The sequence below is a fragment of the Burkholderia sp. BCC0398 genome, assembly GCF_902833245.1.
GTDB classification, from domain to species: domain Bacteria; phylum Pseudomonadota; class Gammaproteobacteria; order Burkholderiales; family Burkholderiaceae; genus Burkholderia; species Burkholderia sola.
In genome coordinates this window covers 79,806-99,564 of record NZ_CADFEM010000014.1, presented here as the reverse complement: position 1 = coordinate 99,564, position 19,759 = coordinate 79,806, and the positions used below count along the sequence as shown (strand labels likewise).

Here is a 19,759-nt window from a genome sequence, read left to right as displayed (position 1 = left end):
CCCACGTTCTTTCGCGTCCGCCTGCGCATGCGGCTGCATCGGCGTGGCGGGGCGTCGGCGCCCCGCCGCCCGCTTCCGGGCACCGTTGACATGAAGCCCGCTCGCGACCTGTCGCTCGACGCCCTGCTCGAACGCCTCACGCCGACACCCCACGGCTGGCTCGCCACCTATCGCACCACGACACTGCGCAGCGTGTTCCAGCCCGTGCTGTCGATCACGCACAAGCGCGTCGTCGGCTACGAGGCGCTGCTGCGCGTCGTCGACGCGAACGGTGCGCTGGTGTCGCCCACCGCCCTGTTCGACAAGACGCGCGGCGACGCCGACGCGCTGCTGCTCGACCGGCTCGCGCGCTGCCTGCACACTGCCAACTTCGTCACGCAAGGCATCGGCGACGGCTGGCTGTTCCTGAACGTGACGCCGCGCGTGCTCGACACGGGCCTCGTGCAGCGCGAGTTCGTCGAGGCGCTGTGCCGGCATTTCGCACTGCCGCCGAACCGCATCGTGCTGGAAGTGATCGAACAGCCGGCGCGCGACGAAGCCGCGCTCGCCCGCACGATCGACATGATCCAGCATCGCGATTTCCTGATCGCGATCGACGATTTCGGCACCGGCTTCTCGAACTTCGACCGCGTGTGGCGGGCGCGGCCCGACATCGTGAAGCTCGACCGCTCGCTCGTCGAGCGTTCGACCGGCTCGGCCGACGATCGCCGCATCATGCATCACCTCGTGTCGATGCTGCACCAGGCCGGTGCGATGGTGCTGGCCGAAGGCGTCGAAAGCGACGACGCACTGCAGGCGCTGATGGAAGCCGACATCGATTTCGTGCAGGGTTTCCAGTTCGGCCAGCCCGACGCATCGATCGCGCACGCGAGCGCGGCGGCGCCCGCGATGCTCGACGCCGCATGGCGGCGCTTCATCGCCCGCCGGCACACGCCGGTGGCCGCCGAGCAGCCGGGCTTCGACGCGATCGAACGGCTCGTGCTCAGTGGCGCGGCCGCGTTTTCGGCGAGCGGCAACCTGCAGGACGCCGCGCAACGCGTGTTCGCGGTGCCGGCCGCGCGTCGCGTGTTCGTGACGGACGAGACCGGCGAACAGTTCCTGCCGTCGATCGGCGCACCGCCCGACGACAGCCAGGCAAGCGTCACCCGTCTCGCCCCGCTATTCCCGGAGACCCACAGCAACTGGTCGCGCCGCCCGTATTTCCAGCGCGCGATCGCCGCCCCCGGCCGCGTCGCGCTGATGGGCCCGCACTTCTCGCTGACGGAAGGCCGCGACTGCTATACGGCCGCCGTCGCGATCCGCGCGCAGAGCCGGCTCGTCGTGTTCTGCGTCGACTTCGTGCTCGACAGCGCCGGAACCGTGATGCGGTAGCCGGCGCGCACGGCGGACGTTCGCTCGCCTGCGACAAGCACCGACCCTTCGTTCGTCAGTCGACCACCTTCCCGCGCCCCGACTTCACCACGCTGCGGCGCGACTTGTGCTCGAGCCGCCGCTCCTTCGACGCGCGCGTCGGCCGCGTCGCGACCCGGGCGCGCGGCGTGTACGCGACGCTGCCGATCAGCGCATCGAGACGAGCGAGCGCGGCCTCGCGATTCTTCTCCTGCGTCCGATATTCCTGCGACTTGATCACGACGATGCCGTCGCGCGTGATGCGCTGGTCGGACAGCGCGAGCAGCCGCTCCTTGAGGACCGGCGGCAGCGACGACGCGCGGATGTCGAAGCGCAGATGAATCGCGCTCGACACCTTGTTGACGTTCTGCCCGCCCGCGCCCTGCGCGCGCACGGCCGTCCATTCGACGTCGGCCGGATCGAGCGTGTAACGGATCATCATCGCGAAGCCTCCATGCGGCGCCGCGCGAGCGCCTCGTCGACGCGGGCAGCGAGCCCCGAATCGCGCTGCGTGCGCGTCGCGACCGCCTGCGCCAGCACGCGCCGCGGCCCGATCACCTGCACGCGCGTGCGCGCGCGCGTGACGGCCGTATAAACGAGCTCGCGCGTCAGCACCCGGCCGAACGACGCGGGCAGCACGAGCGCCGCTTCGTCGAATTCCGAGCCCTGCGACTTGTGCACCGTCAGCGCGAACGCCGTTTCGTGCGGCGGCAGCGCAGCCGGCGACACCGCGCGCGCGGAGCCGTCCGCGCGCCGGAACCACACGCGCAGCACGCCGTGCGCGTCGGGCAGCGCAATGCCGATGTCGCCGTTGAACAGCCCCAGCGCATAGTCGTTGCGCGTGACCATGATCGGCCGCCCGGTGAACCAGTGCGCGCCGACCGCGAGCGGCACGCGCGCCGCATGCCGCATGTGCGCGGCCACCAGCGCATTGACGTGTTCCGCGCCGCGCGAACCGCTGCGGGTCGCGCACAGGATCCGGAACCGGTTGAGCGCGTCGAACAGCGGCAGCGGATCGGGCGCCGGCGCGGCCAGCGCGTCGCGCAACGCGTCGAGGTAGGCGCCGAAGCGCCGTGCGAGCCGCTCGACCGTCGATGACGCCAGCGTGTCGCCCGCATCGTCGTGAAACGATGCGGCTGCCGATTCGTCGGCGGGCAGCGCATCGAGCGCCGCCTGCACGTCGCCGCGGCGGATCGCGAGCGACAGCCGCCCGATCGGCGAATCGAGCCCGAAGCGGTAATTGCGTTCGAGCCACACGACGCAGTCCGCGAGCGGCGCCGACGCCGGTGCGGGCGTGCCGGCGGACGCGGCAGCGGCTTCGCCGGTCAATGGCGATGCAGCCGCCATCGCCACTGCCGATGCAAGTGCCGCGTCGTCCGCGTCGAACGGCGGTAGCTCGACGGCGTCGAGCCATGCGAGGTCGTCGGCCTCGATCCAGGCCGGCGCATTGCTGTCTGGTGCGCCGGCATCGGCCGGTGCCGACTCGGTGGGCTGTGGCGGCGCGATGTCGGCCGTCGACGACACTTCGTCATCCTGCGGTTCGTCGTCGAAGAGCGACGCCTGTCGCGCATCGACTTTCGACGACCGAGGCGCCGATCTGCGTGAAACGGGAGCAGACGCCGATGGCGACGCCGGAGCACGTGCGGAAGCAGGAACCGGATGCGCGGCCGAAATCGCCGCCGCCGGCGCAGCTTCGTCCGGCATCGGCAACGCCGCGACGAACGCCGCCTCGTCGATACCCAGCGCGTGCGCGATGCGCGTGCGCGCCGCGGCGGTGAACGCCGGCCGCGCGCTCAGCTCCGCGAACACGGCGCCGGCCTCGACCGCGGCCAGTTGATCCTTGTCGCCCAGCAACACGAGCCGCGCGCCCGGCGCGAGCGCGTCGAGCAGATGCGCGGCGAGCGCGACGTCGATCATCGACGCCTCATCGACGACGATCAGATCGTACGGCAGAGGATTGTCGCGATGATGCCGGAAACCGGCCGCCCCGCCGCCGCCCAGCAGCCGATGCAGCGTGTACGACGTGTCGGGCAGGCGCGCCGCGAGCTCGGGCGGCAGATCGCCTGCGCGCGCGTGCAGCGCCTCCTGCATCCGCTGCGCGGCCTTGCCGGTCGGTGCGGCCAGCGCGATGCGCAGCCCCGGATGGGCGTCGAGCAGACAGGCCAGCACGCCGACGACGGTCGTCGTCTTGCCCGTGCCCGGCCCGCCGCTGACGATCGTCACGCGGCCCGTCAGCGCGACGATCGCCGCCACGCGCTGCCAGTCGACTTCGCCCGTAGCCGGCCCGAAGTAACGGGCGAGACTGTCGCGCAAGCGGTCGGGCGACAGGCCTTCGTCCGGCGCGGCGACACCGGCCTGCGCGACGAGCGCATCGGCGAGCCGCCGTTCGTAATCGAAATAGCGCGACAGGTACAGGTGATCGAGCCGATCGACGATCAGCGGCCGCTCGTCGCCGCGCGCGAGCGTGCCGAACGCGACCACGCCGCTCGCGGCGAGCGCGGCGCGCACTTCGTCGAGCGGTGCTTCGTAGCGCTGCGCGAGCGCGCCAAGCGCGACGCACACGTGGCCGCCGGCGGTCGCGCGGCTCGTCGCGAACGCGGCGCGCGCCGCCCAGCGCGCCGACGCGGACGGCGCACCGGCTCGCCGCGCGAGGTCGCCGATGCGGCGCGCAAAGCCCTCCGCGAGCGCGATGCCGAAATCGGCCGGCTCGGGCAGCCGCGCGACGAGGCCGCCGGTGAATTCGAGCATGTCGTCGGACGCGGTCATGCGCGGCCCCCTTCCATCATCCGGTCGAGTGCGTCGACGAGCGCACGGGCGGGCCGCCGCGCATGCACGCCGGCCGGCTCGCCGCCGCTGCGCCAGCCGGGCCGCACGCCGCGCACGAACAGGTACAGGTAGCCCGCGATGTGCGTGTCGTAGTCGTAATCGGGCAGCCGGCCGCGCAGGTAACGATGCAGCGCGACCGTATAGAGCAGCGCCTGAAGGTGATACGCGTGATCGGCCATCGCGACGTCGAGCGCGCGCGGGCCATAGGCATCCGGCGTCGTGCCGAGGTGGTTCGACTTCCAGTCGACGATCCAGAAACGGCCGTCGTGTTCGACGATCATGTCGATGAAACCCTTGATGAAACCGGCGAGCGTACCCGCCTCCAGTGCAACGTCCGGATAGCCGTGCGCGACCAGCAGCCGGCGCAGCGCCAGCAGGTCGAGCGACGGCGCCGGAAACAGGAAGCCCATTTCGTCGAGCCGCTTCGCCGGATCGAGATCGACGAGCCGCATGCCCGGCACGAGCTCGGTGTGCACGACGTCGTCGACCAACTGCACCATCATCGCCGGCAGGCGCGTCGCAAGCGCCGGCCCGGCCTCCACCGGCCGGTCGTGCAGCGCGCCGAGCGCGGCCTTGTGCCACGTTTCGGGCGCCGTGAACCGGCTGAGCTCGAACAGGCGGTGCAGGCATTCGCCGGCCGCCGCGCCGCGCGGGAACGCGAGGATGTCGTCGTCCGGCGGGTCGGCCGCGACCATATCGGCCAGCATCGGTTCGCCGTCCGGCGTCACCGCGGCCAGCGCATCGTGATCGGGCCGCAGTTCGTCGTCGGGCACGGCCGCGACGCCCGCCTCCTCGCGCGCCATCGACGCGGTCAGCGAGCTGAAGCTCGCCATTCGCCACGCATCGCGCAGCACGCGCGTCGCATGACGCGCCGCGAGCGTCTGCGACGCGTCGTGCCCGGCCGCGAGACGCTCGCGGCGCGCAGGCACGGGCAACGGCGCGACGCTCACGGGGCCGCCCGCAAGCGCGCGCCACGCCGCATCGAGCGCGGCTTCGTCGGGCGGCTCGTCGAGCCACGCATCGAACGCAAGGCCGGCGCCCGCGACGAGCCAGTTGAGCACGCTACGCCGCGCTTCGCGCGTCGAGCGCGACGACAGGTAGGGCCCGGCCACGACATAGCAGCGATACACCGCACGCGTGAGCGCCACGTAGACGAGCCGCGCGCGCTCCGCGGCCTGCTCGCGCAACGCCTGCCGCGCCGCGTGCGCGGCCGCTTCGTCGTCGCATCCGTAATGCAGCACCGCATCGCCCGCGTCGTCGTGATACTCGCGCGCATCGGGCAGCGCGGACGACGGGGGCTCGCGCAGGCCGCCGTCGTTCAGGAACGGACAGAACACGACCGCGTATTCGAGCCCCTTCGACTTGTGCACCGTGACGATCTGCACGAGGTTGCGATCGGATTCGAGCCGCAGTTGCGCTTCCTCGCCGCCGCCGTCGAGCCGTTGCGCGGCGAGCCAGCGCAGCGTCGGCGCGATGCCCGGCTGCGCGGACGCACGCGCCTGCGTCAACTCGGCCAGATGGTTGATGTCGGTCACGCGGCGCTCGCCGTCCGCACCGGCCATCAGCCGCTCGGCGATCCGCAGCTCGCGCGTGAACGTGCGCCACATCACCGCGAAGCCGCGTTCGCGCCACAGCAGCCGATACCGCGAGAAGCGTTCGACCCAGCTCATCGCGTCGGCGCCGTCGGCCGCCGATGCACCGGGTGGCGCATCGCCGTCGCCTTGCTCCATGCGCCACAGCGCGCCGGCATCGAGCCCGAACCAGTCGGACGCGAGCGCCGCGCGCAGACGCCGCAGGTCGCCCGGTGCATCGATCGCCGCCAGCACGCGTTCGAGCTGCTCGGCGTCGCCGGTCGAGAACACCGACGCCTGCGCCAGCTCGACGCTCCCGATGCCCCACGTCGCGAGCACGCGCTTCACGAGACTGCCCTGCCGGTGCGTCTGCACGAGCACCGCGATGTCGCCCGGCGACAGCGGCGTGTCGCCCAGCCGCACGCGCCCGTCCCGCGCGCCGCGCATCAGCCGCGCGATCTCGGCCGCGCAAGCCTGGGCAGCCTGCGCTTGCGCATCGCGCTTGTGCAGCGTGCCCTCGCCGCCCGGCAGCGCCCATACGCGGAAATCGCCGGCCGGACCCGGATCGGTTTCGTCGACGAACGGCGCACGCACGCGCGTGCCGGCGCGCACCGCGTAATAGTCGAGCCCGTCGAGCACGAACGCGCACGGATTCGACATGAAGAAACGGTTGCATGCGTCGACGATCGCGGGCGTCGAGCGCTGGTTCACCGCGAGCGTGTAGCACGCGCTCGCCCGCGCGCGCGCGGCGAGATAGGTATGCAGATCGGCCGCGCGGAAACTGTAGATCGCCTGTTTCGGATCGCCGACGAGGAACAGCGGGCCGCCCGGCGCGAAGATCCGGTCGAAGATCGCGAACTGCAACGGATCGGTATCCTGAAACTCGTCGATCAACGCGGCCGGATAGCGTGCGCGCAGCGTCTCGGCGAGCCACGGATGCGCGTGCAGCGCGTGATACAGGTTCGCGAGCAGATCGTCGAACGACACGACGCGCCGCGTGCGCTTGCGCTCGGCCAGCTCGCCCGGCGCCATGTCGAGCCATTCGGCGATCAGCGCGAGCCAGCGCGCGCGCTGCGCGGCCTCGGCGGCGGCCACCGCCGCTTCGAGCGCGTCGGCCACGTCGAAGAACGCGTGGGCGGGTGTCGCGCCGCCTTTTTTGGTCGCCTTGGTCAGCGCGGTTTGCGTGAGCTTCAACGCGGCTTTCGGCAGCGCGGCCGTCGCGTCGCCCTGCTCGAAATGCACGGCCCACGCGGCGAGCGCATCGGCGACCGCATCGGGCTTGTGCGAGCGCTGATTGAGCGCCGGCTGCGCGGCATGCAGCAACGCATCGATCGCGTCGCGCTCGGCCGCCCACATCCGCGCCGCCTCGGCGAAGCATTCGGCCGCCGCCGCTTCCGCCGATTCGTCCGGCTCGGTCACGCCGTCCCAGCGCAGCGCGGCGAGCGGCTTCTTCAGCCGGCGTGCGAGCTGCGCATCGAGCGCGGCCGGGCCGGCGCCCGATTCGACGAGCCAGGTCGCGAAGCCCGGCCAGCGCGCGGCCGCCGGTTCGACGCGCGTGCGCCAGAAATCCGCCGCGAGTTCGAAGCGCAGCGACGCATCGTCGGCCTCCATGTCGAACGCGAACGGCATCGCCGCCGCGAACGGCGCTTCCTGCAGCGCGCGCTGGCAAAACGCGTGGATCGTATGGATCGCGGCCTGGTCGAACGCGCGCAGCGCGCGGCGGATCCGCTTCACGGCCGTCTCGGCGTCGAGCGCGCCGCCTTCGCCGAGCGTGGTCTCCAGCAGGCGCGCGATGAACGGATCGCCGCCGTCGTCGCCCGTGTCGAGCGCATGCGCAAGCTGTGCGAGCCGGCTGCGAATCCGCTCGTGCAGCTCGGCCGTCGCCGCTTTCGTGAAGGTCACGACGAGGATTTCGTCCGCGCCGAGATCCTTTTCGAGCAGCAGGCGCACGTACAGCGCGCAGATGTTCCAGGTCTTGCCGGTGCCGGCCGACGCCTCGATCTGGTTGACGCCGTCGAGCGGGCACGCGAACACGTCGAGTTCGAGCGCCGGTTGCTGCGACACGGCACTCATGCGACCTCCTTCAGATGCTCGACGAGCGGTTCGAACACGAGCCGCGCGAGCGTGCCGAACGGCTCGTCGAGCGACGGATGCGCACCGCGCCACGCGATCGCGATGGCCGGATCGTCGGCTTCGCTCACGACCCGCTCGTTGATCCACACGCTCGCGGCCTTGGCCTCGCCGTCGGATACCCTCGCCCACGCACTGCGCGGGAAAAACCGCAGCGGCATGCGTCGACCCGCGCGAAACAGCGCGGCCAGCGGCGCGAGCCGGTCGAGCGGCGCCGCCACCGGCGTCAGCTCGAACGCGCCGCCGCTGCCGAACCACAGCGTGCGGCGCGGGCCGCCGGGCTCGATCGCGCAGTAGACGAGATGTGCGAGCCACGCGGACAGGTAGTCGCGCGCGCTCGGCCGCGCATAGCGATAGATGACCTGCCCGGCCGGTGTCAGCCGGTTCAGCGTGCCGTGCAATTCGAATGGTGCGCGCACCGCATCGGCCGCCAGCATCGCGTCGTCGGCGCCGAACAGCGCCTGCTCGGTGTCGGGCCACTTCGGCACGACGATGAGCGAGAACGGCCGTCGCTCGATGCCGTCGGCCAGCGCACGGCGCACGTTCGACGCAAGCTGCGTCATCGAACCGAGCGCCTGGTCGCGCCACACCGCGCCCGTCGCGCCGCCGGGCAACTCCGGGCTCGCGTCCGCAATGCGCAGCGCGTGATCGTGCACGCCGCCGTCGCCTGCTTCGATCAGCAGCGGCAGCACGCGCTCGGCCAGCGCGTCGCTGCCGGCAAAGTCGAGCGCGAACGGCTCGGTATCGAGCAGTTCGGCCTGCGCGTCGGCCAGCACGATGCCGAGCCGGCCGCGCAGCAACGCACGCGCCGGATGCCGCCAGAAACGTTCGAATTCGCCGAACGCGACGGGCTCGACCGGCTCGGCCGGCAGCGGCTGCGCGAAGAAAGCTTGCTCGCGCGGCCCGTCGCGCGACGCTTCGGCAGCCAGCAGCGACGCGAGCGTCGCCCGCTCGGCGTCGTACGAAACGAGGTCGCTGCCCGGCTGGAAATACGCGGCCGCGAACGGCTGCAGCGGATGCTCGACGATGAACGCGCGGCGCGCGGCGTCGACCGCGTCCGGTGCGGCGCCGGGCCCGGCCGTGACGTCCGCCAGATGATCGAGCAGTTCGTCGACGAGCGCCGCGGGCGGCAACGGCGCATTGTCGCGAATGCTGCGGCCCGTATAGGCGATCAGCAAGCGGTCGCGTGCGGCCAGCAGCAAATCGAGAAACAGATTGCGCTCGTCGTCGCGGCGCTGCCGGTCGCCCAGCTTCGGCAGCACGGCCATCAGGTCGAATTCGTCCGCGCGCGCGAGGCTCGGCAGCACGCCGTCGTCCATCCCGAGCAGGCAGACGACGCGATACGGCAGCCCGCGCAGGCTCGTCAGCGACGAGAACGTGACGCCGCCCCACGGCACGCCGCCGCGGGCCGGATCGTCGAGCGCCGCCGCGAGCCCCGCGCGGACGACGGCCGCCGGCAACGCCTCGTCGGGCGCGCCCTCCGTCATCGCGGCCAGCATCGCGTCGAGCGCGTCGCGCACACCGGCCAGCGCGTCGGCATACGCGGCGCCCGAATCGAAGAAGCGCGCGAGCGTGTCGCCAAACAGTTCGCTCCAGCCGCGCGGCGTGTGCGATTCCGCGAGCCGCCGCGCGAAGCCGTCGAGATCGTCGGTGAAGCGCGCGAGCCGGCCGAGCAGTTCGGCCTCGCTGCCGGTGGCCGCCTCGATCGGCAGCCATGCACCGATCGGCGCCGCGCCTTCGGGCATCGCATAGCCGAGAAAGAGCCGCGCGAGCGCATCGGAGAACGTATGGCGCGGCGCGGGCACGGCCGCGTCGTCGCTCGCGAGCGGCGACAGCCCGCGCCGCGCGCCGGCGGCCGCGAGCCAGGTCTGCACCGTTTCGAGCGCGGCCGCGTCGATGTCGTAGCGCGCGGCCACCGCATCCACGCGCAGCCATTCGACCAACTCCGGCGCGCCGACCTGCCGCTCCGGCAACGCGAGCCAGTCGAGCAGCACGCGCGCGACCGGGTTCGCCTGCGACGGCGGCAGGCCGGTGATCCGGTAAGGCACCCGCGCGCCGCCGGCGCCGGCCGTGCCGAACACCGCGTCGATCAGCGGCCCGGCCGCGGCGAGATCGGCCACCGCGACGAGCACGTCGGACGGCTGCAGGCTCGCATCGGCGTCGAACCACGCGAGCAGCCGGTCGTGCAGCACCTCGAGCTGGCGCGCGAGGCTGTGGCACACGTGCACCTCGATTCCGCGCTCGACCGGCGTGTCGCCGATTTCGGCTTCCGGCTGCAGCTCGAGGATCGCGTTCTGCACGCGCGCGAGCCAGGTGGATGCGGGATTTTCGACGAAACGCGACGCATCGCCCGACGCGGCGCTTTCGGTCAGCTCATGCAGCATGTGCAATTGCGCTTGCGTCTGCCTGCCCCATTCGGCGAGCAGCGGATGGCCGACTTCCTGGTAGTCGCGCCGCCCGGCCGCATCGAGCGCCTCGGCGTGCGCGGCGGTCACGATGTCGAACCAGAATTCGCGGCACGGGTTCAGCGCGTAGACACGCACGTCGATCCAGCGCGACAGTTCGCGCAGCAGCGCGACGTGCAGCGGCGGCATCGTCGGCAGCGCGAACACGCTGACCGATTCGGGCCAGTCGGCGCGTGCGACCGCCTCGGCATCGAGATGGCGCGCCTCGACGAGGAAACGGTGCGCCGGCGGCGTGCCGCTGTCGCTCAGCTCGGCCAGCAGCGCACGCCACAGCGCGGCCTGCCAGCGTTCGTCGTCGCGCGCGGCGTCGCTGATCCCGCGCGGCGCGGCGTCGCCCGCGAGCACCGATTCGCCGGCCTGCCACGCGGCCAGCCATTCGGGGCGATAGGTCAGGTAGTGATCGAGCACGGCCGCGACGCGATGGGCCAGTTCGTAGCACATCGCGTCGTCGGAGGCAGACAGATACGCGGCCAGCCGCGGCGACGCGAGCCACGGCGCGTCGCCTGCCGGCTGCGCGAACAGCCGGTAGCAGCGCCACACGAGCCGGTCGGGCGCGAACGGCGAACGCGCGGGCACCGTCAGCACGCGGCCGATCTGCGCCCACAGCCACTGCGCGAGATAAGTGAACTCGACGTTCGCGCACACGCCATTGCGCGCGGCGATGTCGAGCTCGAGGCGGCGGCGCAGCGCCGCGCTCGGCACGATGACCTGTTGCGGCGCCCACGGGCCGTTGCGGGCCGGGAACGCGGCCAGATCCTCGAGCAGCGCGTCGGCCAGCGTTTCGTGACGGTTCGAATAGAAAAGATGGAGCATGAAGCGGGCGTCGGAACCTCGCACCGGCGGGGCCGGGCGAACAGGATCACCAAGGATAGCAAATGGGCCGCCGCCGCGAACCTCGGCCGGAAAGCCAGCTTTTACGAGACGCGAAATACGATAGACTCGTCGCCAGTCAATACGCCGCCCCGGGCGTCTTCGTCTGTCATTCAGCTCATCGATGCGCTATTCGGTCGAAATCAGAAAGTTTTTCTACAGCCAGTACTTTTTCGGCGGCCTGCGGATCGCGGTCGGCGTGTCGCTGCCGGCCGTGTTGTGCCTGATCGTGTTTCACAACCGGGAGCTCGGCTTCACGATCTCGACGGGCGCGCTCGGCGCGTGCGTCGTCGACATGCCGGGCCCGCTCAAGTACAAGCACAACGAAATGCTCGCGTGCAGCGTGATCGGCTTCCTCGCCGCGCTCGCCACCGGCCTCGCGACCCCGAACATCTTCGCGCTGTGGCTCACGATCGTGCCGCTCACGTTCGTGCTGTCGCTGATCGTCGTCTACGGCAACCGCTGGCCGCAGATCAGCTTCGCGACGCTGTTCATGATGGTGATGACGCTCGAGGAGAAATTCACGCCGCTGCAGGCGTTCGTCAACGCCGGCTGGATTCTCGCGGGCGGCCTCTGGTACACGTACTGGGCCACGCTCGTGTCGCAATGGCAGGCGCGTCGGATCGAGCAGCAGGCGCTGGCCGAAAGCCTGTTCGCCTGTGCCGACTACCTGCTCGCGCGCGCGCAGTTCTACGATCTCGACGCCGATCTCGACGAGTGCTACCGCAATCTCGTCGCGAAGCAGATCACCGCGGTCGAAACGCAGGAAACCGCGCGCGACATCGTGCTGCGCAACCTGCCGAAACTGCGGCGCGGCAAGCTCGATCCCGGCCGCACGACGATGTACAACCTGTTCATCAACAGCGTCGACCTGCACGAGCTGTTCGTCGGCGCGCACACCGATTATCCGCTCGTGCGCAACACGTTCGGCGGAACGGACCTGATCATTTTCTATCGCGACCTGATCCGCAAGGCCGCCGCCGATCTCGAGGAGGTCGGCCTCGCGGTGCTCGAAAACCGCGCGCCGCATTCGCACATCAGCGTGAAGGCCGAGCTGCGCGCGATCGAGTACGAGATCGAGCTGATGCGCAAGAAGAACTTCGCGGCCACCAACCCGGAAGCGTATGCGGCCGTGCTCGCGACGTTCCGGCGCATCTGGAGCGCGACGCGCCTGATCGACCGGATGCGCCGCAACCTGTCGGGCCGTGCCGATCCGCAGCAAACCGAACTGAAGATCGACAAGGCGCTCACGCGCTTCCTGCAGCGCCGCCGCATGTCGCCGCTGCTGATCTTCTCGAACCTGAACATGCGCTCGCCGAGCTTTCGCCATGCGCTGCGCGTGACGATCGCCGTCGCGGTCGGCTTCTGGATCGGCCGGCTGCTGCCGCTCACGAACGCGTACTGGATCGTGATGACCACCATCATCATCCTGAAGCCCGGCTACTCGCTGACCAAGCAGCGCAACGCGGCGCGTATCGTCGGCACGCTGATCGGCTGCGCGGCGAGCGTCGCGCTGATCTACACGGTCAAGGATACGCACCTGCTGATCGCGATCATGTTCGGGTCGATGGTGATGAGCTACAGCCTGCTGCTGTTCAACTATGCGGCGAGCGTCGTGTTCACGTCGTCATACGTGCTGCTGATGTTCCACCTGCTCGCGCCGGGCAGCATGCGGATCATCGGCGAGCGCGCGATCGACACGGTGGTCGGCTGCATGATCGCGATCGCGGCGAGCCGGCTGTTCCCGTACTGGGAATACCGGTTGATGGGCAAGCTCGTCACCGACATGCTGACGTCCACCCGCAAGTATTTCGAGGCCGTATGGCGCGCCGGGCGCGGCATGTCGCCGCCGCCGGTGCCGACCGCCGACGGCGCTGCCGTCGTCGCGGGCGTCGCGGCCGCGATCGAGTCGCCGACGGCCAGCCTCGAGGACGACTACCGCTACCGCCTCGCCCGCAAGGACGTGCACATCGCGTTCGCGAACCTCGGGCAGGCGTTCCAGCGGATGATGATCGAGCCGAAGGCGCACCAGCGCTTCGTGCCCGAACTGAACGACCTGCTCGTGCAGACGCACGTGCTCGGCGCGCAGATCACGGCCGCCGCGCCGCTGATCCGCAGCGCATGCGCGGCCGATGGCGGCCTCGTTCACGACGACGCGCTGCAGCGCGGCCTCGCCGCCGTGCTCGACAATCTCGAGAAGGCCGAGGCCGGCGAGCCGCCGCCCGCCGACCAGCTCGAAGCGTCGAAGCAGATCACGCGCGATCTCGATGCGATGGTCGTGTCCGCGGAAAAATCCGATGCGGTCGGCGCCGAGCTCACGCACGACCTGAAGGTGCTCGCGCACCAGTGCAAGCAGATGCTCGCGTCGTCGCTGCTGATCCGCAAGGATGCGAGCGTGATCCGCCTGCCTGCCTGACCTCCGTATGTCCACGCCGGCAGGCCGGCCCGCGCACGCCGCGGCTCGGCCACCGGCGCGCTTCGATTCAACCCTCTCCCGAAGCATGCTCCACCGCGCATTCAGCGCGCGACCGCCCCACGCCCCGTTCTGCTCGCCGCGCCAGTCAGGGAATACCCGATTCCGGTCACCGGCTCCGGCTTGTTATCATTCGTTCACATTCAAGTTGTATAGACAACTTGACGCATTCGAACCGGCCCCGCTCGCCAGGTTCGTCGCATAACGATATCGGAGACTCCTTGACGCCCTCTCCCGCCTAAAGGCGGAAGATTCCCACACCTGGCGATGCACGTCCGCATCGGAGAATGTTCAACGCAGCGTTGGTATCTCGATCATGTTCGACACCACAGTCACTACAGGCCCACTCTCTTATTCGCAGTCCCGCGATACCTTTCGGCCGCGTCGTGCTGTCTTTCGACCCGCACGACGAACAGGACTGGGTCGAACCGCTTTCGTCGACTTCCTCGAACGTGGCCCCGTGCGCGATCGCTTTGTAGCGGAGCTTGTTTCGGAAAGACGACCAGGATGCGTCGTAGACGCTCTTCGCCATCCTGGTCCTGGCGAGTTTGGTTGCCGACACGTTGCCGACCGCGATGTAATCGAAACGCCACACCAGCTCGAGCGCGAGCTTGTGCTGGAAATCGGCTCGGGCATTCGCGATCTTGGCGTGCAGCTTCGCGATATGTCGCTTGTGCTTTCGCGCCCGTTGCGCTTTCGCCAGCTTTTCCGCCGCTCGTCGACCGAACTGGTCATTGGGCAGTTTCTCGCCGGTCGAAAGTGTGGCGAAGTCTTTCAGGCCGAGATCAATGCCCACACCGGAACGGACCGGGCGAGCCTGAACATCCGGCATCTCGATCACGATGTTGAGAAACCAATTGCCGCGCGCATCCTGCGCAAAGTTGGTTCCATCCTTAATCTTGCCTTCGGGAAGCGGTCGACTGTTGAACACCCGAAAAGTATTTCCGGCAAAGCGAAACGCGCCGCCCTCGCGCTTCAGGTCACGCCCCTTCAGCGGCACCCAGCCCAGCGATTTCCTGCCGCGATAGCGCAGGTAGGGCCGACGGCGCTGGCTGCGCGACTTCGCGTATTGCTCGCACGTCGCGTTGATCGTACCGGAGTGGATGCCGAGCGCTTTGCTGCTCCCCGTCGTCAGCACGTTCAAGTCGAATCCCGTCGGCCACTTCTTGCCCCACTTGAGCGCGTGCTTCTGCGTGTCATTGCAGAAATTCCAGACGTAGTTCACCGCACGGCTCTGCTTGTTGAGCAGTCCATTGAGCGACTTCACGCGGTAGCGGTAGACAAGAATCATGCAGGTGATCCTAACCCGTGGAAGAAGCTACCTGTCAACAGCACCCCTTTCCTTCCCGCCATCAATGGCGGAGTTTCGCGGAGCAAATTCTGATGAAAAACCTGCAGCGCCACCTGAGCGCGCGGCACATCCGCTTTCTCGCGCTGGGCTCGGCGATCGGCACGGGCCTGTTCTACGGTTCGGCGTCCGCGATCCAGCTCGCGGGCCCGGCCGTGATCCTCGCGTACATCCTGGGCGGCGCGGCCGTCTACATGGTGATGCGCGCGCTCGGCGAGATGGCCGTGCGCGAACCCGTCGCCGGCTCGTTCGGCCACTACGCGACCGAGAACCTCGGCCCGTTCGCGGGCTTTGTCACCGGCTGGACCTACACGCTCGAAATGGTGATCGTCGCGATCGCCGACATCACCGCATTCGGCATCTACATGGGTTTCTGGTTTCCGGACGTGCCGCAATGGATCTGGGTGCTCGGCGTCGTCGCGGTCATCTGCGGGCTGAACCTGTGCCACGTGAAGGTGTTCGGCGAGCTCGAATTCTGGCTGTCGATCATCAAGGTCGGCGCGATCGTCGCGATGATCGGCGGCGGCGTCGCGATCCTGCTGACCGGCATGCACTTCGGCCATTCGGCCGACGTGCCGACCTTTGCCAACCTGTGGAACCATGGCGGCTTCTTCCCGAACGGCGTCGGCGGGCTGATCGCGTCGCTGTCGGTCGTGATCTTCGCGTACGGCGGGATCGAGGTGATCGGGATGAGCGCCGGCGAGGCGAAGGACCCGGAACGCGTGATTCCGCGCGCGATCAACGCGGTGCCCGCGCGGATCCTGCTGTTCTACGTGCTGACGATGGTCGTGCTGATGTCGATCAGCCCGTGGACCGGCGTCGGCAGCGACGGCAGCCCGTTCGTGCAGATCTTCTCGGCGCTCGGCGTGAAGTCGGCCGCGACGATCCTGAATCTCGTCGTGATCAGCGCGGCGATCTCGGCGATCAACAGCGACATCTTCGGCGCGGGCCGGATGATGTTCGGGATGGCGCGGCAAGGCCAGGCGCCGCGCGTGCTGACGACGACGTCGCGCCACGGCGTGCCGTGGGTCACGGTGCTCGTGATGGCCGGCGCGCTGCTGGTCGGCGTGCTGCTCAACTACCTGATGCCGAAGGACGTCTTCCTGGTGGTCGCCGCGATCGCGACGTTCGCGACCGTGTGGGTCTGGCTGATGATCCTGCTGTCGCAGGTGGCGATGCGTCGCCGGCTGTCGAACGCCGAAGTCGCCGCGCTGAAGTTCAAGGTGCCGCTGTGGCCCGTCGCGCCGGCGCTGACGATCGCCTTCATGGGCTTCGTGATCGTGATGCTCGGCTGGTTCGACGATACGCGCGTCGCGCTCTACGTGGGCGCGGCGTGGCTCGCGCTGCTCGCGGCCGTGTTCTACGCACGGATCCGCCCGAAATTCGCCGCTGCGTCACGTTGACGCACGGCTGAGCTGCCGATGCGGCGCGCCGGTTCCGGCGCGTCTTCTGCCGTCCCGGTTCCGCGCGGCGCCCGTCGCGCCGGCAACCGCGGATCGACTCCGTTCACATGCCCCGCACGCGACCCGCCGGGCCGCGCACCGGCGCGTCAGTGCGACGCCGCGCTCGCGGCCTCGGCCGGATGGGCCTCGTCGTACGCGTGCTTCTGCGAAATCGCGTTGTACAGGATCGTCCCGATCACGAGCAGCACGGCCACGACGATCAGGATGCTCACGTTGCGGACAGGGTTCTTCTTGCGCTGATCGTTCATGGTCGGTGCCGCTCCGTCAAATTCGTCGAAGCGGGCATTCTACGCGCTGGCGCCGCGCTGCGCCGCCCCGTTCGCCGGTCCCCGCCGCCGGCCGCTCTCCGGCTTTCCGCAAGCTTTCGTTTGTTAATCATTCCCATTTCGATTTAGAATCCAGCGTCTTTCATTTTGTAATGTTTCGGGTCGCGCGGGCGGCAGGCGCGCCGCGGAACGCTCCCTCGTCCACCTGCCGCACCGGAGTCTCCATGTCGAATCCGCGCACCCGCCTGCTGCCGCTCGCCGGCGCCCTCGCCCTGACCGCGGCCGCCTTCGCGCCGCTTGCCCACGCGGCCGAGGAAGTGAGCCTGTACACCACCCGCGAGCCGAAGCTGATCCAGCCGCTCATCGACGCGTTCACGAAGCAGAGCGGCGTCAAGGTCAACACGGTGTTCGTGAAGGACGGCCTGCTCGAGCGCGTGAAGGCGGAAGGCGCGCAGTCGCCGGCCGACGTGCTGATGACGGTCGACGTCGGCAACCTGCTCGACCTCGTCGACGGCGGCGTCACGCAACCGGTGCGCTCGAAGGCGCTCGACGACGCGATTCCCGCGAACCTGCGCGGCGCGAACGGCGACTGGTACGCGCTGTCGCTGCGCGACCGCGTGCTCTACGTCGAAAAGGACCTGAAGGTCGATGCGTTCCGCTACGAGGATCTCGCCGATCCGAAATGGAAGGGCAAGGTCTGCATCCGCTCGGGCCAGCATCCGTACAACACCGCGCTCGTCGCGGCGATGATCGCGCACGACGGCGAGGCCGCGACCGAGACATGGCTGCGCGGCGTGAAGGCCAACCTCGCGCGCAAGGCGACCGGCGGCGACCGCGACGTCGCGCGCGACATCCTCGGCGGCATCTGCGACGTCGGCCTCGCGAACGCTTACTACGTCGGCCATATGAAGAATGCGGAAGCCGGCAGCGATGCGCGCAAATGGGGCGACGCGATCAAGGTCGTGCGCCCGACGTTCGCGAACGCGAAAAGCGGCGGCACGCACGTGAACATCAGCGGCGCGACGGTGGCGAAGCACGCGCCGCACAAGGCCAATGCGGTGAAGCTGCTCGAATACCTGGTGTCGCCGGAGGCGCAGGCGCTGTATGCGCAGGCGAACTACGAATATCCGGTGCGCGCGAACGTGAAGCTCGACCCGGTGATCGCGAGCTTCGGTACGCTGAAGGTCGACCCGCTGCCGCTCGCGGATATCGCGAAGCATCGCAAGCAGGCGAGCCAGCTCGTCGACAAGGTCGGCTTTGACAACTGACGCATCGCCTGCTGCCCGCGCCTGTCGCGAGCCGCGCGGTCCGCGACCGCGCGTGCGACCGCGCGCGGGCAGCCTGTGGCTGCTCGCGGCGCTGACGATCGCCGCGGCGGTCGCGGCGCCGCTCGCGGTGCTCGTGGCCGCCGCGTTCGACGCCGATCTCGCGCACTGGCGGCATCTCGCCGAATTCGTGCTGCCGCAGGCGCTCGTCAATACGCTGCTGCTGCTCGCCGGGGTCGGCACCATCGTGTCGATCGTCGGCACCGGCTGCGCATGGCTCGTCACCGCGTACGATTTTCCCGGCCGCCGGATCCTGACCTGGGCGCTGCTGCTGCCGCTCGCGGTCCCCACCTACATCGTCGCGTTCGCGTATCTCGACCTGCTGCATCCGATCGGCCCGGTGCAAGGCGCGATCCGCTGGCTGCTCGGCTTCGACAGCCCGCGCCAGTTCCGCCTGCCCGACCTGCGCTCGCTGCCCGGCGCGATCTTCGTGCTCGGCTTCGTACTGTATCCGTACGTCTATCTGAGCACGCGCGCGATGTTCGTCACCCAATCCGCAAGCCTGCTCGAAGCCGCGCGCACGCTCGGCGCCGGCCGCGTCGCGACGTTCTGGCGCGTCGTCGTGCCGCTCGCCCGGCCGGCAATCGCGGTCGGCGTGAGCCTCGCGCTGCTCGAAACGCTGAACGATATCGGCGCGTCGGAGTTCCTCGGCGTGCAGACGCTGACCGTGTCCGTCTATACGACGTGGATCACGCGCTCCGATCTCGCCGGCGCCGCGCAGATCGCACTCGCGATGCTCGCGATCGTCGTCGGCATGATCGCGCTCGAACGTTACGGGCGCCGCCGCCAGCGCTACGCGCACGGCCGGCGCATGCGTCCGATCGCGCCGCGCCGCCTGACCGGCCCGGCCGCGCTGGGCGCCGCGGTGCTCGGCTGGCTGCCCGTCCTGCTCGGTTTCGGCGCGCCGGCCGCATACCTCGCGGTCGAAACGGCCAAGCGGCTGCACGTCGTCGGCGGCGTGTCCGCGCAACTGATGACGGGGCTCGCGAACACGCTGACGATCGCGACCGCCGCTACCGCCGCGACGCTCGCGTGCGGGCTCGTCGTCGCGTGGGCCGCGCGCACGCAACGCGACAGCGCCCGCGCGGGCCCTGCCCGCCTGTGCGCGCGGATCGCGAGCCTCGGCTACGCGGTGCCGGGCACCGTGCTCGCGATCGGCCTGCTGATGCCGTTCGCGGCGGCCGACCGGCTGTTCGGCGCGGCGCTCGGCCGCGACGGGCTGCTGCTGATGGGCTCGGCCACCGCGCTCGCGATCGCCTATACGGTGCGCTTTCTCGCGATCCCGGCCGGCGGCATCGAGGCCGGCCTCGCGCGCATTCCGCCGTCGCTCGAACAGGCCGCGCGCTCGCTCGGCGAGACGGCCGGCGGCACGCTGCGCCGCGTCCACCTGCCGCTGTTGCGGCCCGCGCTCACGACGAGCGCGCTGCTGGTGTTCGTCGACGCGATGAAGGAATTGCCGGCCACGCTGCTGCTGCGCCCGCTGAACTTCGACACGCTCGCGACCTGGCTGTATGCGGAAGCCGCGCGCGGCACCTATGAAGAAGGCGCGGTCGCCGCGCTCGCGATCGTGGTGGCCGGGCTCGTGCCCGTGATCCTGCTCGCCCGCACCCGCCACAAGATCGGAGCCTGACAC

The 19,759-nt window shown here is 69.9% G+C and carries 11 protein-coding genes; 5 read left to right on the top strand and 6 right to left on the bottom strand.

Going from position 1 to position 19,759, the window contains the following annotated elements; genetic code table 11:
* The first annotated feature begins 90 nt into the window (after nucleotides 1-90).
* Nucleotides 91-1,371, top strand: a complete 1,281-nt coding sequence (locus tag HWX76_RS27495) for an EAL domain-containing protein (RefSeq protein ID WP_050015104.1) — start codon at nucleotides 91-93, stop codon at nucleotides 1,369-1,371.
* A 55-nt stretch (nucleotides 1,372-1,426) separates the two neighbouring features.
* Here HWX76_RS27495 and arfB read toward each other — a convergent pair whose 3' ends face one another.
* Genes arfB through recC form a run of 4 tightly spaced genes read right to left on the bottom strand, consistent with a single transcriptional unit; the run spans nucleotide 1,427 to nucleotide 11,194 of the window.
* Nucleotides 1,427-1,831 (bottom strand): alternative ribosome rescue aminoacyl-tRNA hydrolase ArfB, encoded by a 405-nt coding sequence (gene arfB, locus HWX76_RS27490; protein WP_050015102.1) that lies wholly within the window; start codon nucleotides 1,829-1,831, stop codon nucleotides 1,427-1,429.
* Nucleotides 1,828-4,155, bottom strand: a complete 2,328-nt coding sequence (locus tag HWX76_RS27485) for an AAA family ATPase (protein WP_176016611.1) — start codon at nucleotides 4,153-4,155, stop codon at nucleotides 1,828-1,830. The genes arfB and HWX76_RS27485 overlap by 4 nt, the downstream gene beginning before the upstream one ends.
* On the bottom strand, nucleotides 4,152-7,859 hold the full coding sequence (gene recB / locus HWX76_RS27480; RefSeq protein ID WP_176016610.1) for an exodeoxyribonuclease V subunit beta: 3,708 nt from the start codon (nucleotides 7,857-7,859) through the stop codon (nucleotides 4,152-4,154). The genes HWX76_RS27485 and recB overlap by 4 nt, the downstream gene beginning before the upstream one ends.
* Nucleotides 7,856-11,194: an exodeoxyribonuclease V subunit gamma gene (gene recC, locus HWX76_RS27475; RefSeq protein ID WP_176016609.1), complete on the bottom strand. Its 3,339-nt coding sequence runs from the start codon at nucleotides 11,192-11,194 to the stop codon at nucleotides 7,856-7,858. Before recC ends, recB begins: the two co-directional genes overlap by 4 nt.
* Before the next feature lie 181 nt (nucleotides 11,195-11,375).
* On the opposite strand from recC, the gene HWX76_RS27470 reads away from it, so the two are divergent.
* Nucleotides 11,376-13,667, top strand: coding sequence for an FUSC family membrane protein (locus tag HWX76_RS27470; protein WP_050015094.1), 2,292 nt, complete (start codon nucleotides 11,376-11,378; stop codon nucleotides 13,665-13,667).
* Nucleotides 13,668-13,962: 295 nt separating this feature from the next.
* On the opposite strand, the gene HWX76_RS27465 is transcribed toward HWX76_RS27470, so the two are convergent.
* The gene (locus HWX76_RS27465) at nucleotides 13,963-15,015 is read right to left on the bottom strand and encodes an RNA-guided endonuclease TnpB family protein (RefSeq protein ID WP_176016608.1); all 1,053 of its coding nucleotides are present in this window, start codon (nucleotides 15,013-15,015) and stop codon (nucleotides 13,963-13,965) included.
* A 92-nt stretch (nucleotides 15,016-15,107) separates the two neighbouring features.
* On the opposite strand from HWX76_RS27465, the gene HWX76_RS27460 reads away from it, so the two are divergent.
* Nucleotides 15,108-16,475 (top strand): amino acid permease, encoded by a 1,368-nt coding sequence (locus tag HWX76_RS27460; RefSeq protein ID WP_089488294.1) that lies wholly within the window; start codon nucleotides 15,108-15,110, stop codon nucleotides 16,473-16,475.
* 146 nt (nucleotides 16,476-16,621) lie between these two features.
* On the opposite strand, the gene HWX76_RS27455 is transcribed toward HWX76_RS27460, so the two are convergent.
* Entirely contained in the window at nucleotides 16,622-16,783 is a 162-nt protein-coding gene (locus tag HWX76_RS27455) for a hypothetical protein (RefSeq protein ID WP_006476417.1), read from the bottom strand.
* A 242-nt stretch (nucleotides 16,784-17,025) separates the two neighbouring features.
* Between HWX76_RS27455 and HWX76_RS27450 the strand changes: the two genes are divergently transcribed.
* The gene (locus HWX76_RS27450; RefSeq protein ID WP_050011360.1) at nucleotides 17,026-18,069 is read left to right on the top strand and encodes a Fe(3+) ABC transporter substrate-binding protein; all 1,044 of its coding nucleotides are present in this window, start codon (nucleotides 17,026-17,028) and stop codon (nucleotides 18,067-18,069) included.
* A 52-nt stretch (nucleotides 18,070-18,121) separates the two neighbouring features.
* A complete protein-coding gene (locus HWX76_RS27445) occupies nucleotides 18,122-19,756 on the top strand; it encodes an iron ABC transporter permease (RefSeq protein ID WP_239468932.1) in 1,635 nt (544 codons plus the stop codon).
* The last annotated feature ends 3 nt before the right edge of the window (nucleotides 19,757-19,759 follow it).